This window comes from Veillonella tobetsuensis, assembly GCF_002959935.1.
GTDB classification, from domain to species: Bacteria; Bacillota; Negativicutes; order Veillonellales; family Veillonellaceae; genus Veillonella; species Veillonella tobetsuensis.
The window spans coordinates 104,293-121,143 of sequence record NZ_PPDF01000014.1; the positions used below are offsets into that span (position 1 = coordinate 104,293).

Here is a 16,851-nt window from a genome sequence, read left to right on the forward strand (position 1 = left end):
ATATGATTAGAATAATAAATCTTCGTGTAGCCGTTACTGTGAAGGCTACGATTGAAGAAATTGTAGAAAAGAAATATCCTCAAATGAAAGGGCATATACAGAAAATTCATGTGGTGAGACGTGCTGTAGATGCGCGTAAGAAACCGAATATCGTATTTGTATATACCCTCTTTGTAGAGGCAAATAATGAAGAACAAATCCTTAAAAAATTAGGCAAACAAAAGGATGTAACCTTGTTTACTCCGGAGGATCCCGAGCTTGTTATCATCGGTGAAAGGCCTTTAGCACACAGACCTATTGTTATGGGCTTTGGCCCAGCAGGTATGATGGCAGCCTTTTACCTGGCACGAGAAGGTTATCGTCCTATCGTGTTAGAACGCGGTCAAGATGTAGATACGCGTGCAAAGGATGTAGAAACATTCTGGAAAACAGGTTCTTTTAAACCTGAATCAAATGTTCAATTTGGTGAAGGGGGAGCGGGTACTTTTTCCGATGGTAAGCTGACCACTCGTGTAACGCATCCACGATTATATGAAATCTCCAAGTATTTTGTGGAGTTCGGTGCACCAGAAGAAATCTTATACAAACATAAACCTCATGTGGGAACAGATAAATTGCGTAATATGGTGAAAGCCATGCGTGAACGCATTATCGAATGGGGTGGTGAAGTTCGCTTTGGTGCTAAGGTGACAGATGTATTTATTGAAAACGGTCAGGTTGTAGGCGTTGAAGTAAATCAAGCCGAGCGCATTGATACGACCCTGATTTTGTCTGGCGTAGGTCATAGTGCACGAGATACCTATGAAATGCTATATAAACGAGGCGTTGATATGGTGGCAAAACCATTTGCCATTGGTGTTCGTATTGAACATCCTCAAGATGTCATCGACCATTCCCAGTATGGTGTAGATCCAAAGAGTTTAGGTTTGGGCGCCGCAGAATATTCCTTGGTATATCATGATAAGGAATCTGGTCGTACTGCATATAGCTTCTGCATGTGTCCAGGTGGACAGGTAGTAGCATCTGCATCTGAATCGGGTGGCGTTGTAACTAATGGCATGAGCTTGTATGCTCGTGATAGCGGTGTTGCTAATAGTGCTATCGTTGTTAATGTAGGTCCTGATGATTTCGGTTCACATCCATTAGATGGTGTAGAATTTCAACGTGAATGGGAACGGAAAGCGTATGAGTTAGGTGGCTCTAATTTTAACGCACCGGCGCAAACAGTAGGCTCCTTTTTAGGGCAAGAGCACGCACCTTCTATTGATGCTGGTAGGCATAGTTATGAACCTCATATTGTAGAATGTGATTTGCATCAATGCTTACCTGATTATGTATCATCGGTATTAGAGCGTGCACTACCGTATTGGGGGCGACGCATTCATGGTTTTGATGCTCCTGAAATATGTATGACTGGTGTTGAAACGCGTACATCTTCACCTCTTCGTATGGAGCGTGATGATAATCGCGTATCTAATACTATTGGTGGCTTTTACCCAATGGGGGAAGGTGCCGGTTATGCAGGTGGTATCATGAGTGCTGCCTTAGATGGTGCGGAAACGGCGATTGCATGTATGAGCATATATGCAAAACCTAGTAACTAGTACTTTCACAAATCAGTGCATAACATGCTCTTGTGAAAGGTTCACTGTGATTTTATAAATAATACAGATTCGTGTGATATAATACACACAATATAGAAAGAGTAAACACATTCGTTTATAGACGGAGGAAAATATGGCTCGATTATTTGGTACTGATGGTGTACGTGGCGTTGTTAATGAATTTTTAACACCTGAATTGGCATACCATTTGGGGCGTGCAGCGGCAACACATTTTGGTAAAGAAAAAGAACATCCTACATTTTTAATTGGTAGAGATACACGTATTTCTGGATCCATGTTAGAATGTGCCTTGGCTTCTGGTATTTGTTCTGTAGGGGGCAATGTAGTAATGGCTGGCGTTGTACCGACACCTGCAGTAGCATATCTTGTAAAGCAACAAGGTTTTGATGCGGGCGCTGTTATTTCTGCATCTCATAACCCATTCCCAGATAATGGTATTAAATTCTTTGATGGTAGTGGTTTTAAATTACCAGATGAAGTAGAAGATCAATTAGAAGTATATGTACGTCAAAGTGCAGATAACGAATTACCTCGTCCTACAGGTGCTGGCATTGGTCGTGTAGAGTATAATGCAAATCTTGCACATCACTATGCTCACTTTGTTCGTCATACAATCGATACATCCCTTGAAGGTTTAACGATTGTCTATGATGGCGCAAATGGTGCCGCTTCTAGCGTAGGTCCTGAAATTTTGTCTGGTCTTGGTGCAAAGGTTATCAATATCAATGTCAATCCAGATGGTTTGAACATCAATCATCATTGCGGTTCTACCCATATCGAAGGCTTGCAAGTAGCTGTTCAACAACACCATGCTGATTTAGGCATTGCCAATGATGGTGATGCAGACCGTTGCTTGTTAGTAGACGAAAAAGGTCAAGTCCTCGATGGTGATCAAATCATGTTGTTATGTGCTCTTAAATTGAAAGAAGAGGGCAAACTCAAAGATGACACTGTAGTTGGTACCGTTATGAGCAATATTGGTTTCCATAAAGCAGCTAAGGATTTAGGTATGAAAACTTTTGCTACTGCTGTTGGTGACCGTTATGTACTGGAATACATGCGTGAACATGATCTTTCCGTTGGTGGTGAACAATCTGGTCACGTAATTTTCCTTGATCACAATACTACTGGTGACGGCATGTTGACAGCTGTTCAAGTGGCAGCTCTTGTAAAAGAAAAAGACCAACCACTTTCTGAATTGGCTGGCATTATGACAAAATACCCACAAGTTCTTATAAACGTTCGTGTTGCTACAAAGACTGGTTGGGAAGAAAATGATATCATCAAAGCTGCTATCGTAACAGCTGAAGGTGAGCTTGGTGCAGAAGGTCGAGTGTTGGTACGTGCCTCTGGTACAGAACCTCTCATCCGTGTTATGGCAGAAGGCCCTAACTTAGAAGAATTACAATCCTTGTGCCAAGAAATTGCTGATATTATCGGCAGAGAACAAGGACTTGCGAATTAACATCTCCTTCGTTTGAATCCATTCTACAAATTTATATAGGCGTATGCCCACCAATATATGTCCCTTTGCTCCGTCCTACGTAAAGTCGCTACAGGAACATATATTGGCGGGCATTTTCTTTATATGTACTTTAGATGACTGCCGAATGGATTCGTCACTAGTACGCTGATGATAATGTGCTGTAATTGGGTTTATAGGTGATATTAAATTATTTTGTGAATATTCTTTTTAGGGTGTTGAAATGTAATAATTATTATTGATTTCATTGATTAAATATTTTATTAAGAGTAGCATAAAATGTTCTGTCTATATGGAGTGTTCATAGTTGTTTTAAGAAATATAATATAATTCTTATTATAGTTTAATTGACGAGGCCAAAAGAGAGAATTATAATTGATTCATCCAGTTCTCATGAGAAATAGGTGAAAGAATAAGGAAGCGTGATTCATATTGATAATAGAGTCTATTACTCATGTCTATCACACATCTATAAGGAGGCGCAGTACATGGATAGATCCATATTCATTCAGGATGATGATTTAAAAATAGAATTTACTAGAACAGATTTATTTGATATTTTACCTGAAGACATAGAACGTAGAGGTAGAATAATATCCGCCTTAAATAAATTAGAAATACAACAGGATACATTGTTGCATGAACTTGATAAATATAAAGCTGAGATTGAAAGATTGACCAATAATGCTGATACTATTGATTATATTATTGCGGTCAGTAGTGGTGTTATAGCGGCTTTAATTGATAGTCTATGGGTAGGAGAGTTTTCCTTCGAAAGAGGTAAAGCATGGAGTAACCAAAAAGTCAATGAAGTTGTAATGAAGGTAGCAAAGTCTCAAGGATATAAAGGTAATAGACTAAAAGGAGCTATAGATAGGTTAGAAGAAACTTTTGAGATTCCTAGTGATAATGTTTGGAAGGGAAGCGATATTGGAGTTTCTGCTAAGAGCCATCATTTAGATGATTTTGCGCATCATCCTACGATAATAGGTTTATTTTTTTCTATCCTTACACAATTTACAAAAGAGGCTTATTTTAGTAACTCTAAGGGTGAGTTTATTCCTATTACAATTTCTAATGGTGAACTTATAGGTCACGATATTGTTCATAAATTTTATGCTGGGACAATTAATTGGTTTTTCCATCTTATTAGTGATATGTCTGGTAGTAGTAAGAATGCCGGGGCTGGGATGGGAATTCCTGGACCATTAGTTTCTATGTTAAAGGAAATATCGGGATTGCCAATTATAAGAAATACGAATTTGTCTGAATTCTTACATAAAATATATAGAGAAGATAGATTTGATTTAAGGGGGGAATTGGCGGTTTTGCATGAAATTGGGAGACAAGCACTACCAGTAATAATTAATGAGGTAATAGTTAGAGCTTCATATTTTATACGTCGACTATACAGTGAGTTAAAACAACATGACTCTATACGTGAGTTGAATTGGAAAAAAATATTTCCCTATAACAATAGGACAATTAATAGAATGTTAACTATTGCAACAGGAACATTTATCGCAGTTGATTTGTTTGATGCAGGAGTTAGAAGTGCGATTAAGACCGGTGGAGCAATAAATCCTGCATTTTGGGGAAGTTTTGTATTACGAGTTAATTTTGTAGGTATAGGACGTTTTGCAATAGCTTGTTATTCAGATATTAAAATGGGACTAAAATTAAAATCGACAAAAACTAGTTTCTTGGCAACACAGATGGAGTATATCTATAATTTGAATGCAATTGTACTTTATAAACAAGCTGATATGTTTATAGAGGCAAGGTCTGTTGAGAAAGCAATTAGTGAGTTGGAAAATAAAGCGGTTGAAATTGAATGTTATTATAAAAATCAGTTAGAGTTAATAGCTGGCTCCCTGAATAATATTTCGGAGTATTCACAATTGATAGAAAACCGTAATCCAGGATTAAAGAATCAACTATTAGAGATTTTAGATTAGGTGTTATTAATGAAAAAGAATAAAAAGGAAACAATTGATATTAAAGCAAAAGTTTATGATGCTGAACCTGGAATGGATCAACTAGTAAATATTGATACTTCAGAATATACAGAAGAAAATCTATCAGATTTAATTACTACAAGGATAGATGCATTAAATGATTTAGAAAAACATATTCTTGAAGCAGAAGAAGCTGCGGATGCAGCTATAAAGGAAGCGGATGATGTAAAGAACGGAATAATTGATTATGGCATTTTTTGGGATAGTATAGATACAGACAGAGCAATAGAAAAATTACAAAATGCAGTTATTTCTACGGCTAAGGCTTTAGAAGAATCTAGTGATGCCCATAAAAAAACATTTGAATATCAAAAAAGATTAACGAATATTTCATATGGGTTATTTCGATTGGGTGCCACTAATATTGCTTATAATAGAAGTTTAGTAAGAGAAATAGAATTAAGGCTAAAAGGGGCCTCTGAAAAGGAAATTTCTGAATTAGCCAGAAATGAGTTAGTGCGTGTTGTAACCCAATTAAAAGAACAAGAAGACTTACAAAAAAAGTTGGCTAGATTAAAAGAAGAGGTTAAGACCTTAAAGAAAAGTCAAAATGATATAAATGATAGTTTGACTGTAATAGATGCTGATAAAGATATACTAGATCAAAAGACTGAGGGGTTAATTAAGCAACTTTTAGATTATAGGGCGCTATTAGAAGATAATATTGAACGGACAGAGAAAATACTCTGTCAGGTCGATTTAAATGAAACTAATTTTAAAAATATATTAGCTGAGTTAGATTCTAAAATAGATGATCAGAATAATGCAAATAAGGCTAGTATTGAGAATAATAGAGCTATGATTCTAGGTTTGAAAGGTGACCTAGATAAGTATCAAGCACAATTTACATTGTTGGTTGAAGCGGACAATGCTAATAAAGCTAGTAATGAGAAAAATAGGTCTATGATTCTTGAGTTAGAAAATAACTTAAATAAGTGTCAGGAGCTACTATCATCATTAATTGAAAAGAATAATACGAATAAAGAAAGTCATGAGCGTAATAAATCTATGATTCTTGAGTTAAAAGACGAATTGAATAGACATCAAGAATTATTTTCAACACAGAGTTTAAGTGTTAATAATAATATTACTTCTAAAGCATCGAAGAGTAGTTTTTATATTTTAGCTGTACTTTTAATATTAAATATCCTAGTAAATATTATAGTTTTTTATAAGTAAAATAATTATGCAAAAAGGCAACGTCAATTGATCTTGCCTTTTCTGTTGTTTATATTATTTATTACTCACCGTGAGTTTATATCCATTCGAATGAATATTACTGCCTGTAGTGTCTTCGTTAGTTAAGGATTTTACATAGCTGTCGCCGGTAAGTGCCCATGTGGAGTCTTTGCTGAGTTTTATCATAATTAGTCTATAATTTCAATATGAAGTAGTATGTTCTCTATATAATTTAGCGTAGTTGAAATTAACTCTATAGTTTAGATATGTGGAAGAATTAACTCATTTAAATAGGTGGACATTGACTAAGATATTAATGTAACTTATAATTTATTCATGAGGAATTCATGAATTATTCATGAATTGTTAAGAGAGAACCGATTGTTAAAGTAAAAGGAGCTCTTATAGATCGAAATATTGAATTTATGGCCCGAATGCCTGAGGAACAATTAGAATTGTTTGTTGATACGTTAATTGAAAAGGGTGGAATTACAGAAACATTATCTGTATCAGAAGATTATAAGGAATATGGAAAAAACTATTCTAAATATTGGCATAGAATTGAAAAAGAATATCGAGATTTTGGTAGTAATACCGTTAATAGTATTTTTTCTGGTCCAAATACATATAGATAAACCCTAGAAAAAGTATTGAAACAATGTAAGGTTGATTTCCATTCTTCTGATTCGGTAGAGGTTATGGAAGAATTACTATTAGAATCTATAATAAAGGACATGTGGGAAAAATTATCTCAATCTGAACGAATTGCACTATTATCGGATTTGAAGGATGATATTGATAATATTGATTTTAACTCAATTGGTGGGATAACATCATCTATGTTAATTCAAGTGTTTAGCGCCGGTGGCTTTGCATCATATAGAATTACACTAATTATTGTAAATGCAATTGCAAAAACAATTTTAGGTCGGGGATTAAGTATAGCTGTTAATGCAAGTATTGCTAGAGGTTTGTCTGTTATAGTTGGTCCAATAGGGATAATTTTAACTGCATTATGGTCAGTTTATGATATAGCTGGACCAGCATATAGAGTTATCATTCCTTGTACAATTCTTATTGCAGCATACAGAAAAATGGATAGTAGCAATTGTTAGTTATTAGTTATGTGGAGTGAGAAAAATAAAAAATGGCTAAAAAAATAACATATAAAAGAAAATTTATCAAAAAACATACTTCTAATAATATTGAAAATGATAAAATACCAGGCGTGATTTTTGCGAATGTAAGCAATGCATCTACACTATATGGGGAAGTAAAGTTTAATGCATCTCGTGGACATGGTTTTGCTGCTGAGAGAGCTAATCATCAGTACGATATAATTTCTGGTAAAGATGCAAAAATTGTAGGTGATGATAATATAAAAAATGGTGCAGATAGATTAGTTGATAATCAATATATACAAACTAAGTATTGTAGTAGTGCATCAAAGAGTATAGCCGAGTGCTTTGAAAATAAAACCTTTAGATACTTTGATGCAGAAGGGAAACCGATGCAAATTGAGGTTCCTTCTGATCAGTATGATAGTGCTGTACAAGCTATGCAAGATCGAATTAAAAATGGACAAGTACCGGGTGTAACAGATCCCAAAGAGGCGGCAAATATAGTTCGAAAGGGGCATTATACATATGAACAGGCTAAAAATATAGCGAAAGCCGGTACAGTAGATTCATTAAAATATGATGCGGTTAATGGCAGTATTATAGCAGTAAAAACACTTTGTATAACATCTGCGATAACTTTTGCGGTATCTGTTTGGGATGGAAAAGATGTTGATGAAGCTTTAGAACAAGCCTTACTTAGTGGCTTAGATGTGGGTGCAAAAAGTTTTGTTACTGCGGTATTAGCTGGCCAAATTGTAAAGGCGGGAGGATATTCCTTAGCTTATGGAATGTCACAGAGCATTATTGATTTTATTGGGCCAAAAGCATCGGCACATTTAGTGAATGCATTTAGAAGTGGAAGTAATATTTATGGAGCTGCAGCAATGAAAAGTGCACAAAAGATGTTAGGTAATAATATTGTTACTGGTGTTGCTTCAGTCGTTGTTCTTTCTAGCGTAGATGTTGTAAATATTTTCCGTGGTCGTATCTCTGGGGCTCAATTGGTTAAAAATCTTGTGAATACTAGTGCATCTGTAGCTGGTGGTGTTGCCGGATGGAGTGGTGGTGCAGCCGCAGGTGCAGCTATAGGCTCTGTGGTGCCTGGAGTTGGAACTGCCATAGGTGGCTTAGTTGGTGGTTTGCTTGGGTCTTTTGTAGGTGGTAGTGCGGCTAATAAAGTTAGTTCTAGTATAACAGACATTATCATAGAAGATGATGCTAAAGAAATGATTGTAATAATTGAAAATGTATTTAAAAATTTAGCGTATGATTATTTATTAAATGAAGATGAATGTAAAGAGTTAGCAGATTCCTTACACGATATAATTGATAGTAGCCTGCTTAAGGATATGTATGCTGAGTCCGATAGAGCTGCATTTGCTTATGAGTTTATGGAGCCTATAGTTGATGAGATTGTTACTATGCGTAAAGTCATCACTCTACCTACTGAGGAAGAGCAAGCTAATAAAATGATTACTATTTTAGAGAATCTTGAACCAGCTGTTTAGGGTCGCTATTAATAAAAAAGAAAGTATGAGATTTTGATTAACTCATGCTTTCTTTTTATTTATTTAGATGAATTAAATAAATTTCTATTTGCTTAATTAATTTATTATTATTTATCAGCTACAACGAGTTTGTATCCATTCAAGTGGATGTTTTCACCTGTTGTGTTTTCGTTAGTTAAGGTTTTTACATAGCTATCGCCTGTAAGTGTCCAGCTAGAGTCTTTGCTGAGTTTTACTGTGATTTCTTTAGCTGTGTTGTCGGTATTGATAGCTCCCACGAGGCTAGAACCATTTGTCATATCTAGTGCAACAGTACTGATGGAGTCAGCCACGATGTTACCACTTAGTGCTTGGTTAGATGCACGAAGTGTGAGGTGACCGCCGTTTTCGCCAGCATTACCCCAACGAGAGTCAGCCGCTGCTTTCACGAGGGTAGTGGTATTAGGCATGGAAATAGCATTGTTAGACAAATCTACATCAGCCGTAGTGTTGTTTACATAGATAAATGCACCTGTAGAGTGTGTTGTGAGCGTGTTATTGTCTGCTTTAAGTCGTGCAATACCGCTTTCAGCATCACCGGAGAAGCTTTGGTATAGCATAAAGCCATTGTCTTTGTAGCCAGTTACGTTTGAGTTCGTAAGGGTAATGGAGTTTTTGCCTTCTGCAACGCCAATTTCACTGTTATTAGCTACGCCGTTGATATTGTTAGCTGTAATATTACCAGTTGAATAGATAATAGGGCTACCTGCGCCAGAGGTTGTCAATTTAGTGGCTTCTGCAGTAATCGTACCTTCGCCACGGTCTGTAGCTAATGTAGCAGAGTGAGCACCTTCGGTTGTAATAGTAAGATTTTTGCCGTTTACAGTGCCTTTATAAGTGGCATCTAAACCGCGGGAGGAATCGCTCTTTGTGTGAATGTTAGTATTTTCTACATTGATGACAGAACCTTCACTAGTGGCAAATACTGCATTCGAGCCATTGGAATTGGATGTAATATTGCTGCCTTTGATGTTGATTTGACTACCGTCGGTACCGAGTATTACAGCGTTTTGACCACGGAAATTACTATTGTCATCGCTTGTCGTATTGCCTGTTTTATCGAATACGCTGTTTTCGATGGTTACGACTGCTTTATCTTTGCCGATGAACGCATTTTGATCTGATGTTGTATTAGATATCAATTCATGCGCAATGGCTTTATTTTCGGTTACTACCGTAGTACCTGTGAAAGTATTAGGATTAGCTTCAGCTTTTGGAACTGGCCCATTAGGTGCACTCATAGGTGGATTTCCAGCTGGTGGTGCACTTGGTATGTCTTCTGCAAAGGTTGGAAGGAATGCCAATGTAGAAAGGGCGGCACTTAATACGGCAGGAAGTACCTAACGGCGTAATTTTCTATATGAGTGTTTATGGTTTAGAGATGTTGTCTTTTTATGTGTTTTATTATTTTGTGTATTCATTGTAATCTCTCCTGTTAGACAATAAATATGCATCATGTAAGTTTTGAAAAATATGATTGTATAAAATTTTTATAATAAGTAGTATAATGATGGTGTATGAGTGATTTATGAAATCGTTTGGCTTTATGTACCCCTATGAAAATAAGCGTTATATCTCGTGTTTAATGCTTTCATAAGGTCTAGATTCTTTACATTTATTACATCGATTTAGTATAATATAATTTAGTATGATTACAATTGTACTAGTTCTGCCACATATTATTGAAAGGAATTCCAAATTCGTAAAGGCGAATAGCGCAAGTACCCGCGAAGGCAGTCGTTAGGGTAGACGAGGTGAAGAGTGATCGAATCATCAGCGGATGCTCTTCCGGCACATTCATGTCGTAACAGATACTAAAAAGCCCATTGGTAACAATGGAGACAAAGTGTATCTGAATGAATTGTATTAAAGTAATAATTAATACATAATTGAAACATTAATCTAGAACATTTATCTAGAACATTAATTAGCCTTAGTTGTTGGCTGGGGCTAGAATGCCCCCAGTTATAGGAGGATATACTTATGTGCGGTATCGTAGGATACATTGGCTTTAATCAAGCATCTGATTTCTTATTGGACGGTATGGCGAAATTAGAATACCGTGGTTATGACTCTGCAGGTATTGCTGTTATCGGCCCTGAAAATGTAATTAAAATTCAAAAAAAGGTTGGCCGTCTAGCTAATCTTGAGGCGATTGTAAAAGCAGATCCTAATGAAGGGACTATAGGTATTGGTCATACTCGTTGGGCTACTCATGGTCGTCCATCCGATATGAACGCCCATCCTCACTCCTCTGAAGATGGTAAATTTGCTGTTGTTCACAACGGTATTATTGAAAACTACATGCCTTTAAAAGAAGAGCTTATTGCAAAAGGGTACCATTTCAAATCTGAAACTGATACAGAAGTAGTAGCTCATTTATTAGAGGATATGTACGATGGCGATTTTGTAAGTACTGTTCGTCGCATGCTCGCTCGTGTTGATGGTGCGTATGCTCTTGAAATCATCTGTGCTGATGAGCCGGACAAAATCATTTGTACTAAAAAAGAAAACCCATTGGTTATCGGTCTTGGCAAAGGGGAAAACTTCGTTGCCTCCGATATTCCAGCAATCATTAACTACACACGTGATACATACATCTTAAACGATGGTGAATTGGCTATCGTTACACGTGATAATGTATCCGTATTTGATCGTGCAGGCCATGCAATCGATAAAGAAGTGTTCCACGTAAGCTGGAATGCAGAGGCTGCTGAAAAAGGTGGTTATGAACACTTCATGTTGAAAGAAATTCATGACCAACCAAAAGCTGTGCGTGATACATTCGGTACACATATCTCCGAAGATGGTAAAACAGTAATCTTTGATGAGTTGAATTGGACTGCTGAGGATGTAGCAGCTTTCAATAAAATCCTCATCGTTGCATGTGGTACAGCATACCATGCAGGTCTTGTAACAAAACAATATATTGAAAACTTGGCGCGCATTCCTGTAAATGTGGAAATCGCATCTGAGTATCGTTATAGCAATCCGTTGACTGATGATAAAACATTATGTATCGTTATCAGTCAATCCGGTGAAACATCTGATACATTGGCTGCTTTGAAAGAGGCTAAACGTCATGGCGCTAAATCCTTGGCAATTACAAACGTAGTAGGTTCCAGTATTTCCCGTGAAGCAGATAACACTGTGTACACATGGGCAGGTCCTGAAATCTCTGTAGCGTCTACAAAAGCGTATACTACTCAATTAGTAGCAGGCTTGTTGTTTGCTGTATATCTTGGCCAATTAAATGGTAAAATGGATCCGGCTTTAGGCGGAGAAATCCTTTGCGGTGTTAAAAGCTTGCCTACATTGATTCATGAAATCTTTGAAGTAGACGAAGATATGAAAGCCTTTGCAAAACATTATGGCTTCAAATCTGATGCGTTCTTCTTAGGTCGTGCTATCGACTACGCAGTAGCGATGGAAGGTGCTTTGAAATTGAAAGAAATTTCTTACATCCATGCTGAAGCATATGCTGGTGGCGAGTTGAAACATGGTACATTGGCTCTTATTGAAGAAGGCGTACCTGTTATCGCATTGGCTACACAAGAAGATGTGTACGATAAGATGATCAGCAATATCCGTGAAGTAAAAGCTCGTGAAGCTGTAGTAATCGGTATCGGTATGAAAGGTGACGACGAATTATCTAAACACGTTGACCATACAATCTATGTACCTCGTGCGAATAAATTCATCGCTCCAATCCTTGCTGTTGTACCATTGCAATTATTGGCGTACTATGCAGCGATTACACGCGGTGCAGATGTAGATAAACCACGTAATTTGGCTAAATCTGTAACCGTAGAATAATATATATAACCAACAGTGCCTCGGCACTGTTGGTTTATTTCAATATAGGGAGACTATTATGGCAGTTATATTTTCCGGTATCCAACCAAGTGGTGAATTGACACTTGGTAACTATTTGGGAGCTTTACGTAATTTCTTAGACTATCAAGATACTGATGAATGTTACTATTGTATCGTTAACCAACATGCGATTACAGTACCGCAAGATCCAAATGAGTTATTCCAAAATACTCGTAATTTGGCTGCATTGTACCTTGCAGTTGGTCTTGATCCTAAAAAGGTAACATTGTTCGTGCAATCCGAAGTACCTGAACATGTAAAACTTGGCTGGGTTATGCAATCTATTAGCTATGTAGGCGAATTAGAGCGTATGACACAATATAAGGATAAGTCTCAAAAACAAGGTGACTCTATTCCTACAGCGTTGCTTACGTATCCACCATTGATGGCGGCAGATATTTTGTTATATGGTACTAACTATGTTCCAGTAGGTGAGGACCAAAAACAACATCTTGAATTGACTCGTAATTTGGCAGAGCGTTTTAACCGTAGATTTGGCGAAACTTTCGTAGTACCTGATATCAAGGTAGGTGAAGGTGGTGCTCGCGTTATGAGCTTACAAGAGCCAACTAAGAAAATGAGTAAATCTGATGATAACCAAAATGCTACAATTCGTCTTTTGGATGTACCAGACTTAATCGTGAAAAAATTGAAACGCGCTCAAACAGATTCTGATAATGCTGTTCGTTATGATAAAAATAATAAGCCAGGTATTTCTAACCTCATGGGCATTTACCGTGCTATTACAAAAGATAGCTATGAAAAAATTGAAGAAATGTATGCTGGTAAAGGCTATGGCGTATTTAAATCAGATATTGCAGATTTACTTGTAGCAACACTTGAGCCAATTCAACAGCGTTATAATGAACTCATTACAAGCCCTGAACTCGACATCATCTTAGATGAAGGTGCTGCTAAAGCACATGCAAAAGCATCTATGATGTATCGCAAGGTTGAACAAGCGATGGGGCTTTGCCGAAAATAAGTATTTATATAGACTTTTTGAGGCATAGTATGACAAAACAAGAGGTAAGTGAACGATTTTCAGGCGGTCGTGTTAAGCATATGGTTACCACGCATAAAGCCGTACAGTGGATAGGGCGCATCTTAGGTATTCTAACTTGCGTTGCGCTCATAAAATGGGCTCCACATGATGTAGGTAATCGTATCCTATGTTATGCATTAGTTGTGTGCTTGTTGTGGTGGATGAACGGCCTTGATATGGTGCTCGTATATATTTGTGAAAAGGGATTTGTTATAAAACAAAGACCGACTACATTACGAGATTATTTTTGGAGTGCTATCCATTTAGATGATTATTATTTGTATGTGCCTTTTGATACGGTGGTTGGTTTTACTCCGGATTGGAAAGAGTTGCAGGCTGTTAACAATCATGGTGGTATCTATGTAGTACCATTAGACCTGCAATTAGCACCCTATAAGGATAAAATACGTCTCCAGGCGGCTATAAAACATTATAGAGATACACATAATGAATAAAATTTGAAAAAATTTATTGATTTAACTATTTACAACTTTAACAGGCTAAAGTATAATAGGTTCATAAGTAAGAACTTGATCTGTAAAAGATTACGTGGAGGATATTATGAACTGGAAAAAGATTATGGCTGTAGGTTTAGCTGCAGTATCTATGATGGCTTTTGTAAGTGGTTGTGGCAGTGATACAAAAACAACAAATGAATTACCTAAAAAAATCGTTGTCGGCCTAGATGATAGTTTCCCTCCTATGGGTTTTAAAGATGATAAAGGTGAAATCGTAGGTTTAGATATCGACTTGGCTAAAGAGGCTGCTAAGCGCGCTGGTATGGACGTTGAGTTCAAAGCGATTGACTGGTCCAGCAAAGAAGCGGAGTTAAAATCTAAGAAAATCGACGTATTGTGGAATGGTTTAACTGTTTCTCCTGAACGTGAGAAAAATATCTTGTTCTCCGATACATATATGAAAGATAAACAATACATCGTTGTTCGTAACGATGATAATGCTATCAAGGGTAAATCTGATCTTGCTGGAAAGGTTGTAGGTGTGCAACAAGCTAGTACTGGTGAATCTGCATTACAAAACGATCCTAGTGGCAAAACCGTTAAAGAAATTAAATCCTATGCTGATTTCGTAAGTGCATTCATGGATCTTGGCATTGGTCGTGTCGATGCAGTTATCGCTGATGGTGTTATTGCTCGTTACCTCATGACAAAAGAACCTGGCAAATACAAAATTGTAGAAGGCACTGATTACGGCGTAGATAACTTTGCTGTAGGGTTCCGCAAAGATGATACCGCATTACGCGATAAAATCAATGGTATCTTAGCCGAAATGAAAAAGGATGGTACTGCTGATAAAATCGTTGAAAAATGGTTGGGCTCTAGTGCAGATCTAGATAAGAGCGATGCTAAATAGTACGATTCGTGATATACTAATAGTACTGTGGTCAGTATGTACAACTGATAATTAAAGAACGAAATGTACACTAGAGAAGAGGCCATGTGCCTCTTCTCTATTCGTGTTTTGAAGGAGTATTTCATGTTAGATTATTTATTGCAGATTATCCCAACTATTGCTGAAGGGCTTAAGGTAACTGTTTCCCTGTTCTGCATTGTGTGGGTATTATCTATTCCAGGTGGTATTCTATTAGCTTTATTACGACTTTCTAAAATCCCTTTTGTAGATAAAATTATAGAGGCCTTTGTATATTTAATGCGTGGTACACCATTGATGCTACAAATTCTATTTATGTATTTTGCGTTGCCAATCATGACTGATGGGGCCATCCAAATGGATGATTCAACAGCAGCAGTCGTCACCTTTGTACTTAACTATGCGGCTTATCTTTGTGAAATCTTCCGTGGAGGCATTCAATCTATCCCACGTGGTCAATACGAAGGGGCAAAGGTACTTGGTTTTACCTATGGTCAAACGATGCGTACCATTATTTTGCCGCAAATGTTTAAACGCGTATTACCACCCCTTGCTAATGAAACAATCAATTTATTGAAAGATACATCTCTTGTTTATGTATTAGCAATGAACGATATCTTGCGTATTACGAAATCTATCGTGCAACGGGACTTTGATATTTCTGCATTTCTCGTAGCTGCAATATTCTACTTAATCTTTACATTCATTTTGACAAATATCTTCAATTACTTAGAAAAACGTTTCTCTGTATATGACGAATAAGAGGTAGTTATGACTTTTGTAAATATGGAACGTATAGAGAAACATTTTAATAATAATGTAGTTTTAAAAGATGTTTCTTTACAAATGAATAGAGGGGAAATCGTGTCTATTATTGGACCATCAGGCTCTGGTAAATCTACATTTCTACGTTGTTTGGGACAATTAGAAACAATCGATGGTGGTGCTATTACCGTTGATGGCGTAGAGTTAGCATCCACCGATACAAACGGCGTTGTTAAATATGCTGATAAACAAACTATGCACGATTTATTACTTCGCATGGGCATGGTATTTCAATCCTTCAATCTATTTCCACATATGACGGTACTTGAAAATATTATGGTTGCACCTCGTATGGTAAAAGGTATGAAAGATACAGATATTATGCCGATAGCAGAACGTTTACTTAATAAAGTAGGCCTTTGGGAAAAACGCGATATGTATCCATCGCGTTTATCTGGTGGTCAACAACAGCGTGTAGCTATTGCTCGTGCATTGGCGATGAACCCAGAAATTATGTTGTTTGATGAACCTACATCAGCTCTAGATCCAGAATTAACTGGTGAAGTACTGAAAACGATTAAACAATTAGCCGATGATCGTATGACTATGATTATCGTTACTCACGAAATGAATTTTGCTCGTGAAGTATCCGATCGCGTTATCTTTATGGCAGATGGTATAATTCAAGAGGAAGGCGCTCCGGAACAATTGTTTACAAATCCACAATCCCCAAGAACAAAGGCTTTTTTAGACAATATGTTATAATGGTTGCCACCTATGAGCTCATAGGTGGTACCTTCACA

At 36.9% G+C, this 16,851-nt stretch carries 13 protein-coding genes and 1 pseudogene; 13 read left to right on the forward strand and 1 reads right to left on the reverse strand.

Going from position 1 to position 16,851, the window contains the following annotated elements; translation table 11 throughout:
• Positions 1–2: 2 nt before the first annotated feature.
• The 7 genes from VTHSUH11_RS09310 (at position 3) to VTHSUH11_RS09340 (ending at position 8,934) form a co-directional block, all read left to right on the forward strand.
• The gene (locus VTHSUH11_RS09310) at positions 3–1,604 is read left to right on the forward strand and encodes an NAD(P)/FAD-dependent oxidoreductase (protein ID WP_105093476.1); all 1,602 of its coding nucleotides are present in this window, start codon (positions 3–5) and stop codon (positions 1,602–1,604) included.
• A gap of 133 nt (positions 1,605–1,737) precedes the next feature.
• Positions 1,738–3,090 (forward strand): phosphoglucosamine mutase, encoded by a 1,353-nt coding sequence (gene glmM, locus VTHSUH11_RS09315; RefSeq protein ID WP_105093477.1) that lies wholly within the window; start codon positions 1,738–1,740, stop codon positions 3,088–3,090.
• Between the two features lie 506 nt (positions 3,091–3,596).
• Positions 3,597–5,066 (forward strand): hypothetical protein, encoded by a 1,470-nt coding sequence (locus VTHSUH11_RS09320; RefSeq protein WP_105093478.1) that lies wholly within the window; start codon positions 3,597–3,599, stop codon positions 5,064–5,066.
• 9 nt (positions 5,067–5,075) lie between these two features.
• Positions 5,076–6,305 carry a coiled-coil domain-containing protein gene (locus VTHSUH11_RS09325; RefSeq protein WP_105093479.1) on the forward strand — a complete coding sequence of 410 codons (1,230 nt, stop codon included), beginning with the start codon at positions 5,076–5,078 and terminating at the stop codon, positions 6,303–6,305.
• Positions 6,306–6,739: 434 nt separating this feature from the next.
• Positions 6,740–6,940, forward strand: a complete 201-nt coding sequence (locus VTHSUH11_RS09330; protein ID WP_146104615.1) for a hypothetical protein — start codon at positions 6,740–6,742, stop codon at positions 6,938–6,940.
• 63 nt (positions 6,941–7,003) lie between these two features.
• The gene (locus tag VTHSUH11_RS09335; protein ID WP_244900017.1) at positions 7,004–7,420 is read left to right on the forward strand and encodes a ubiquinol-cytochrome C chaperone family protein; all 417 of its coding nucleotides are present in this window, start codon (positions 7,004–7,006) and stop codon (positions 7,418–7,420) included.
• A 32-nt stretch (positions 7,421–7,452) separates the two neighbouring features.
• The gene (locus VTHSUH11_RS09340; RefSeq protein ID WP_105093482.1) at positions 7,453–8,934 is read left to right on the forward strand and encodes a hypothetical protein; all 1,482 of its coding nucleotides are present in this window, start codon (positions 7,453–7,455) and stop codon (positions 8,932–8,934) included.
• A 107-nt stretch (positions 8,935–9,041) separates the two neighbouring features.
• Here VTHSUH11_RS09340 and VTHSUH11_RS09345 read toward each other — a convergent pair.
• Positions 9,042–10,394, reverse strand: a pseudogene (locus tag VTHSUH11_RS09345) (hypothetical protein).
• 562 nt (positions 10,395–10,956) lie between these two features.
• Between VTHSUH11_RS09345 and glmS the strand changes: the two are divergent.
• From glmS to VTHSUH11_RS09375, 6 genes are all read left to right on the forward strand, one after another.
• Positions 10,957–12,789: a glutamine--fructose-6-phosphate transaminase (isomerizing) gene (glmS, locus tag VTHSUH11_RS09350; protein ID WP_105093483.1), complete on the forward strand. Its 1,833-nt coding sequence runs from the start codon at positions 10,957–10,959 to the stop codon at positions 12,787–12,789.
• 58 nt (positions 12,790–12,847) lie between these two features.
• Entirely contained in the window at positions 12,848–13,834 is a 987-nt protein-coding gene (gene trpS / locus VTHSUH11_RS09355; protein ID WP_105093484.1) for a tryptophan--tRNA ligase, read from the forward strand.
• Between the two features lie 29 nt (positions 13,835–13,863).
• Positions 13,864–14,349, forward strand: a complete 486-nt coding sequence (locus tag VTHSUH11_RS09360) for a hypothetical protein (RefSeq protein ID WP_059361513.1) — start codon at positions 13,864–13,866, stop codon at positions 14,347–14,349.
• 106 nt (positions 14,350–14,455) lie between these two features.
• Positions 14,456–15,265, forward strand: a complete 810-nt coding sequence (locus VTHSUH11_RS09365; protein ID WP_059361514.1) for an amino acid ABC transporter substrate-binding protein — start codon at positions 14,456–14,458, stop codon at positions 15,263–15,265.
• A gap of 123 nt (positions 15,266–15,388) precedes the next feature.
• Positions 15,389–16,045 carry an amino acid ABC transporter permease gene (locus VTHSUH11_RS09370; protein ID WP_105093485.1) on the forward strand — a complete coding sequence of 219 codons (657 nt, stop codon included), beginning with the start codon at positions 15,389–15,391 and terminating at the stop codon, positions 16,043–16,045.
• 9 nt (positions 16,046–16,054) lie between these two features.
• Positions 16,055–16,813 carry an amino acid ABC transporter ATP-binding protein gene (locus tag VTHSUH11_RS09375; RefSeq protein WP_105093486.1) on the forward strand — a complete coding sequence of 253 codons (759 nt, stop codon included), beginning with the start codon at positions 16,055–16,057 and terminating at the stop codon, positions 16,811–16,813.
• Positions 16,814–16,851: the final 38 nt, after the last annotated feature.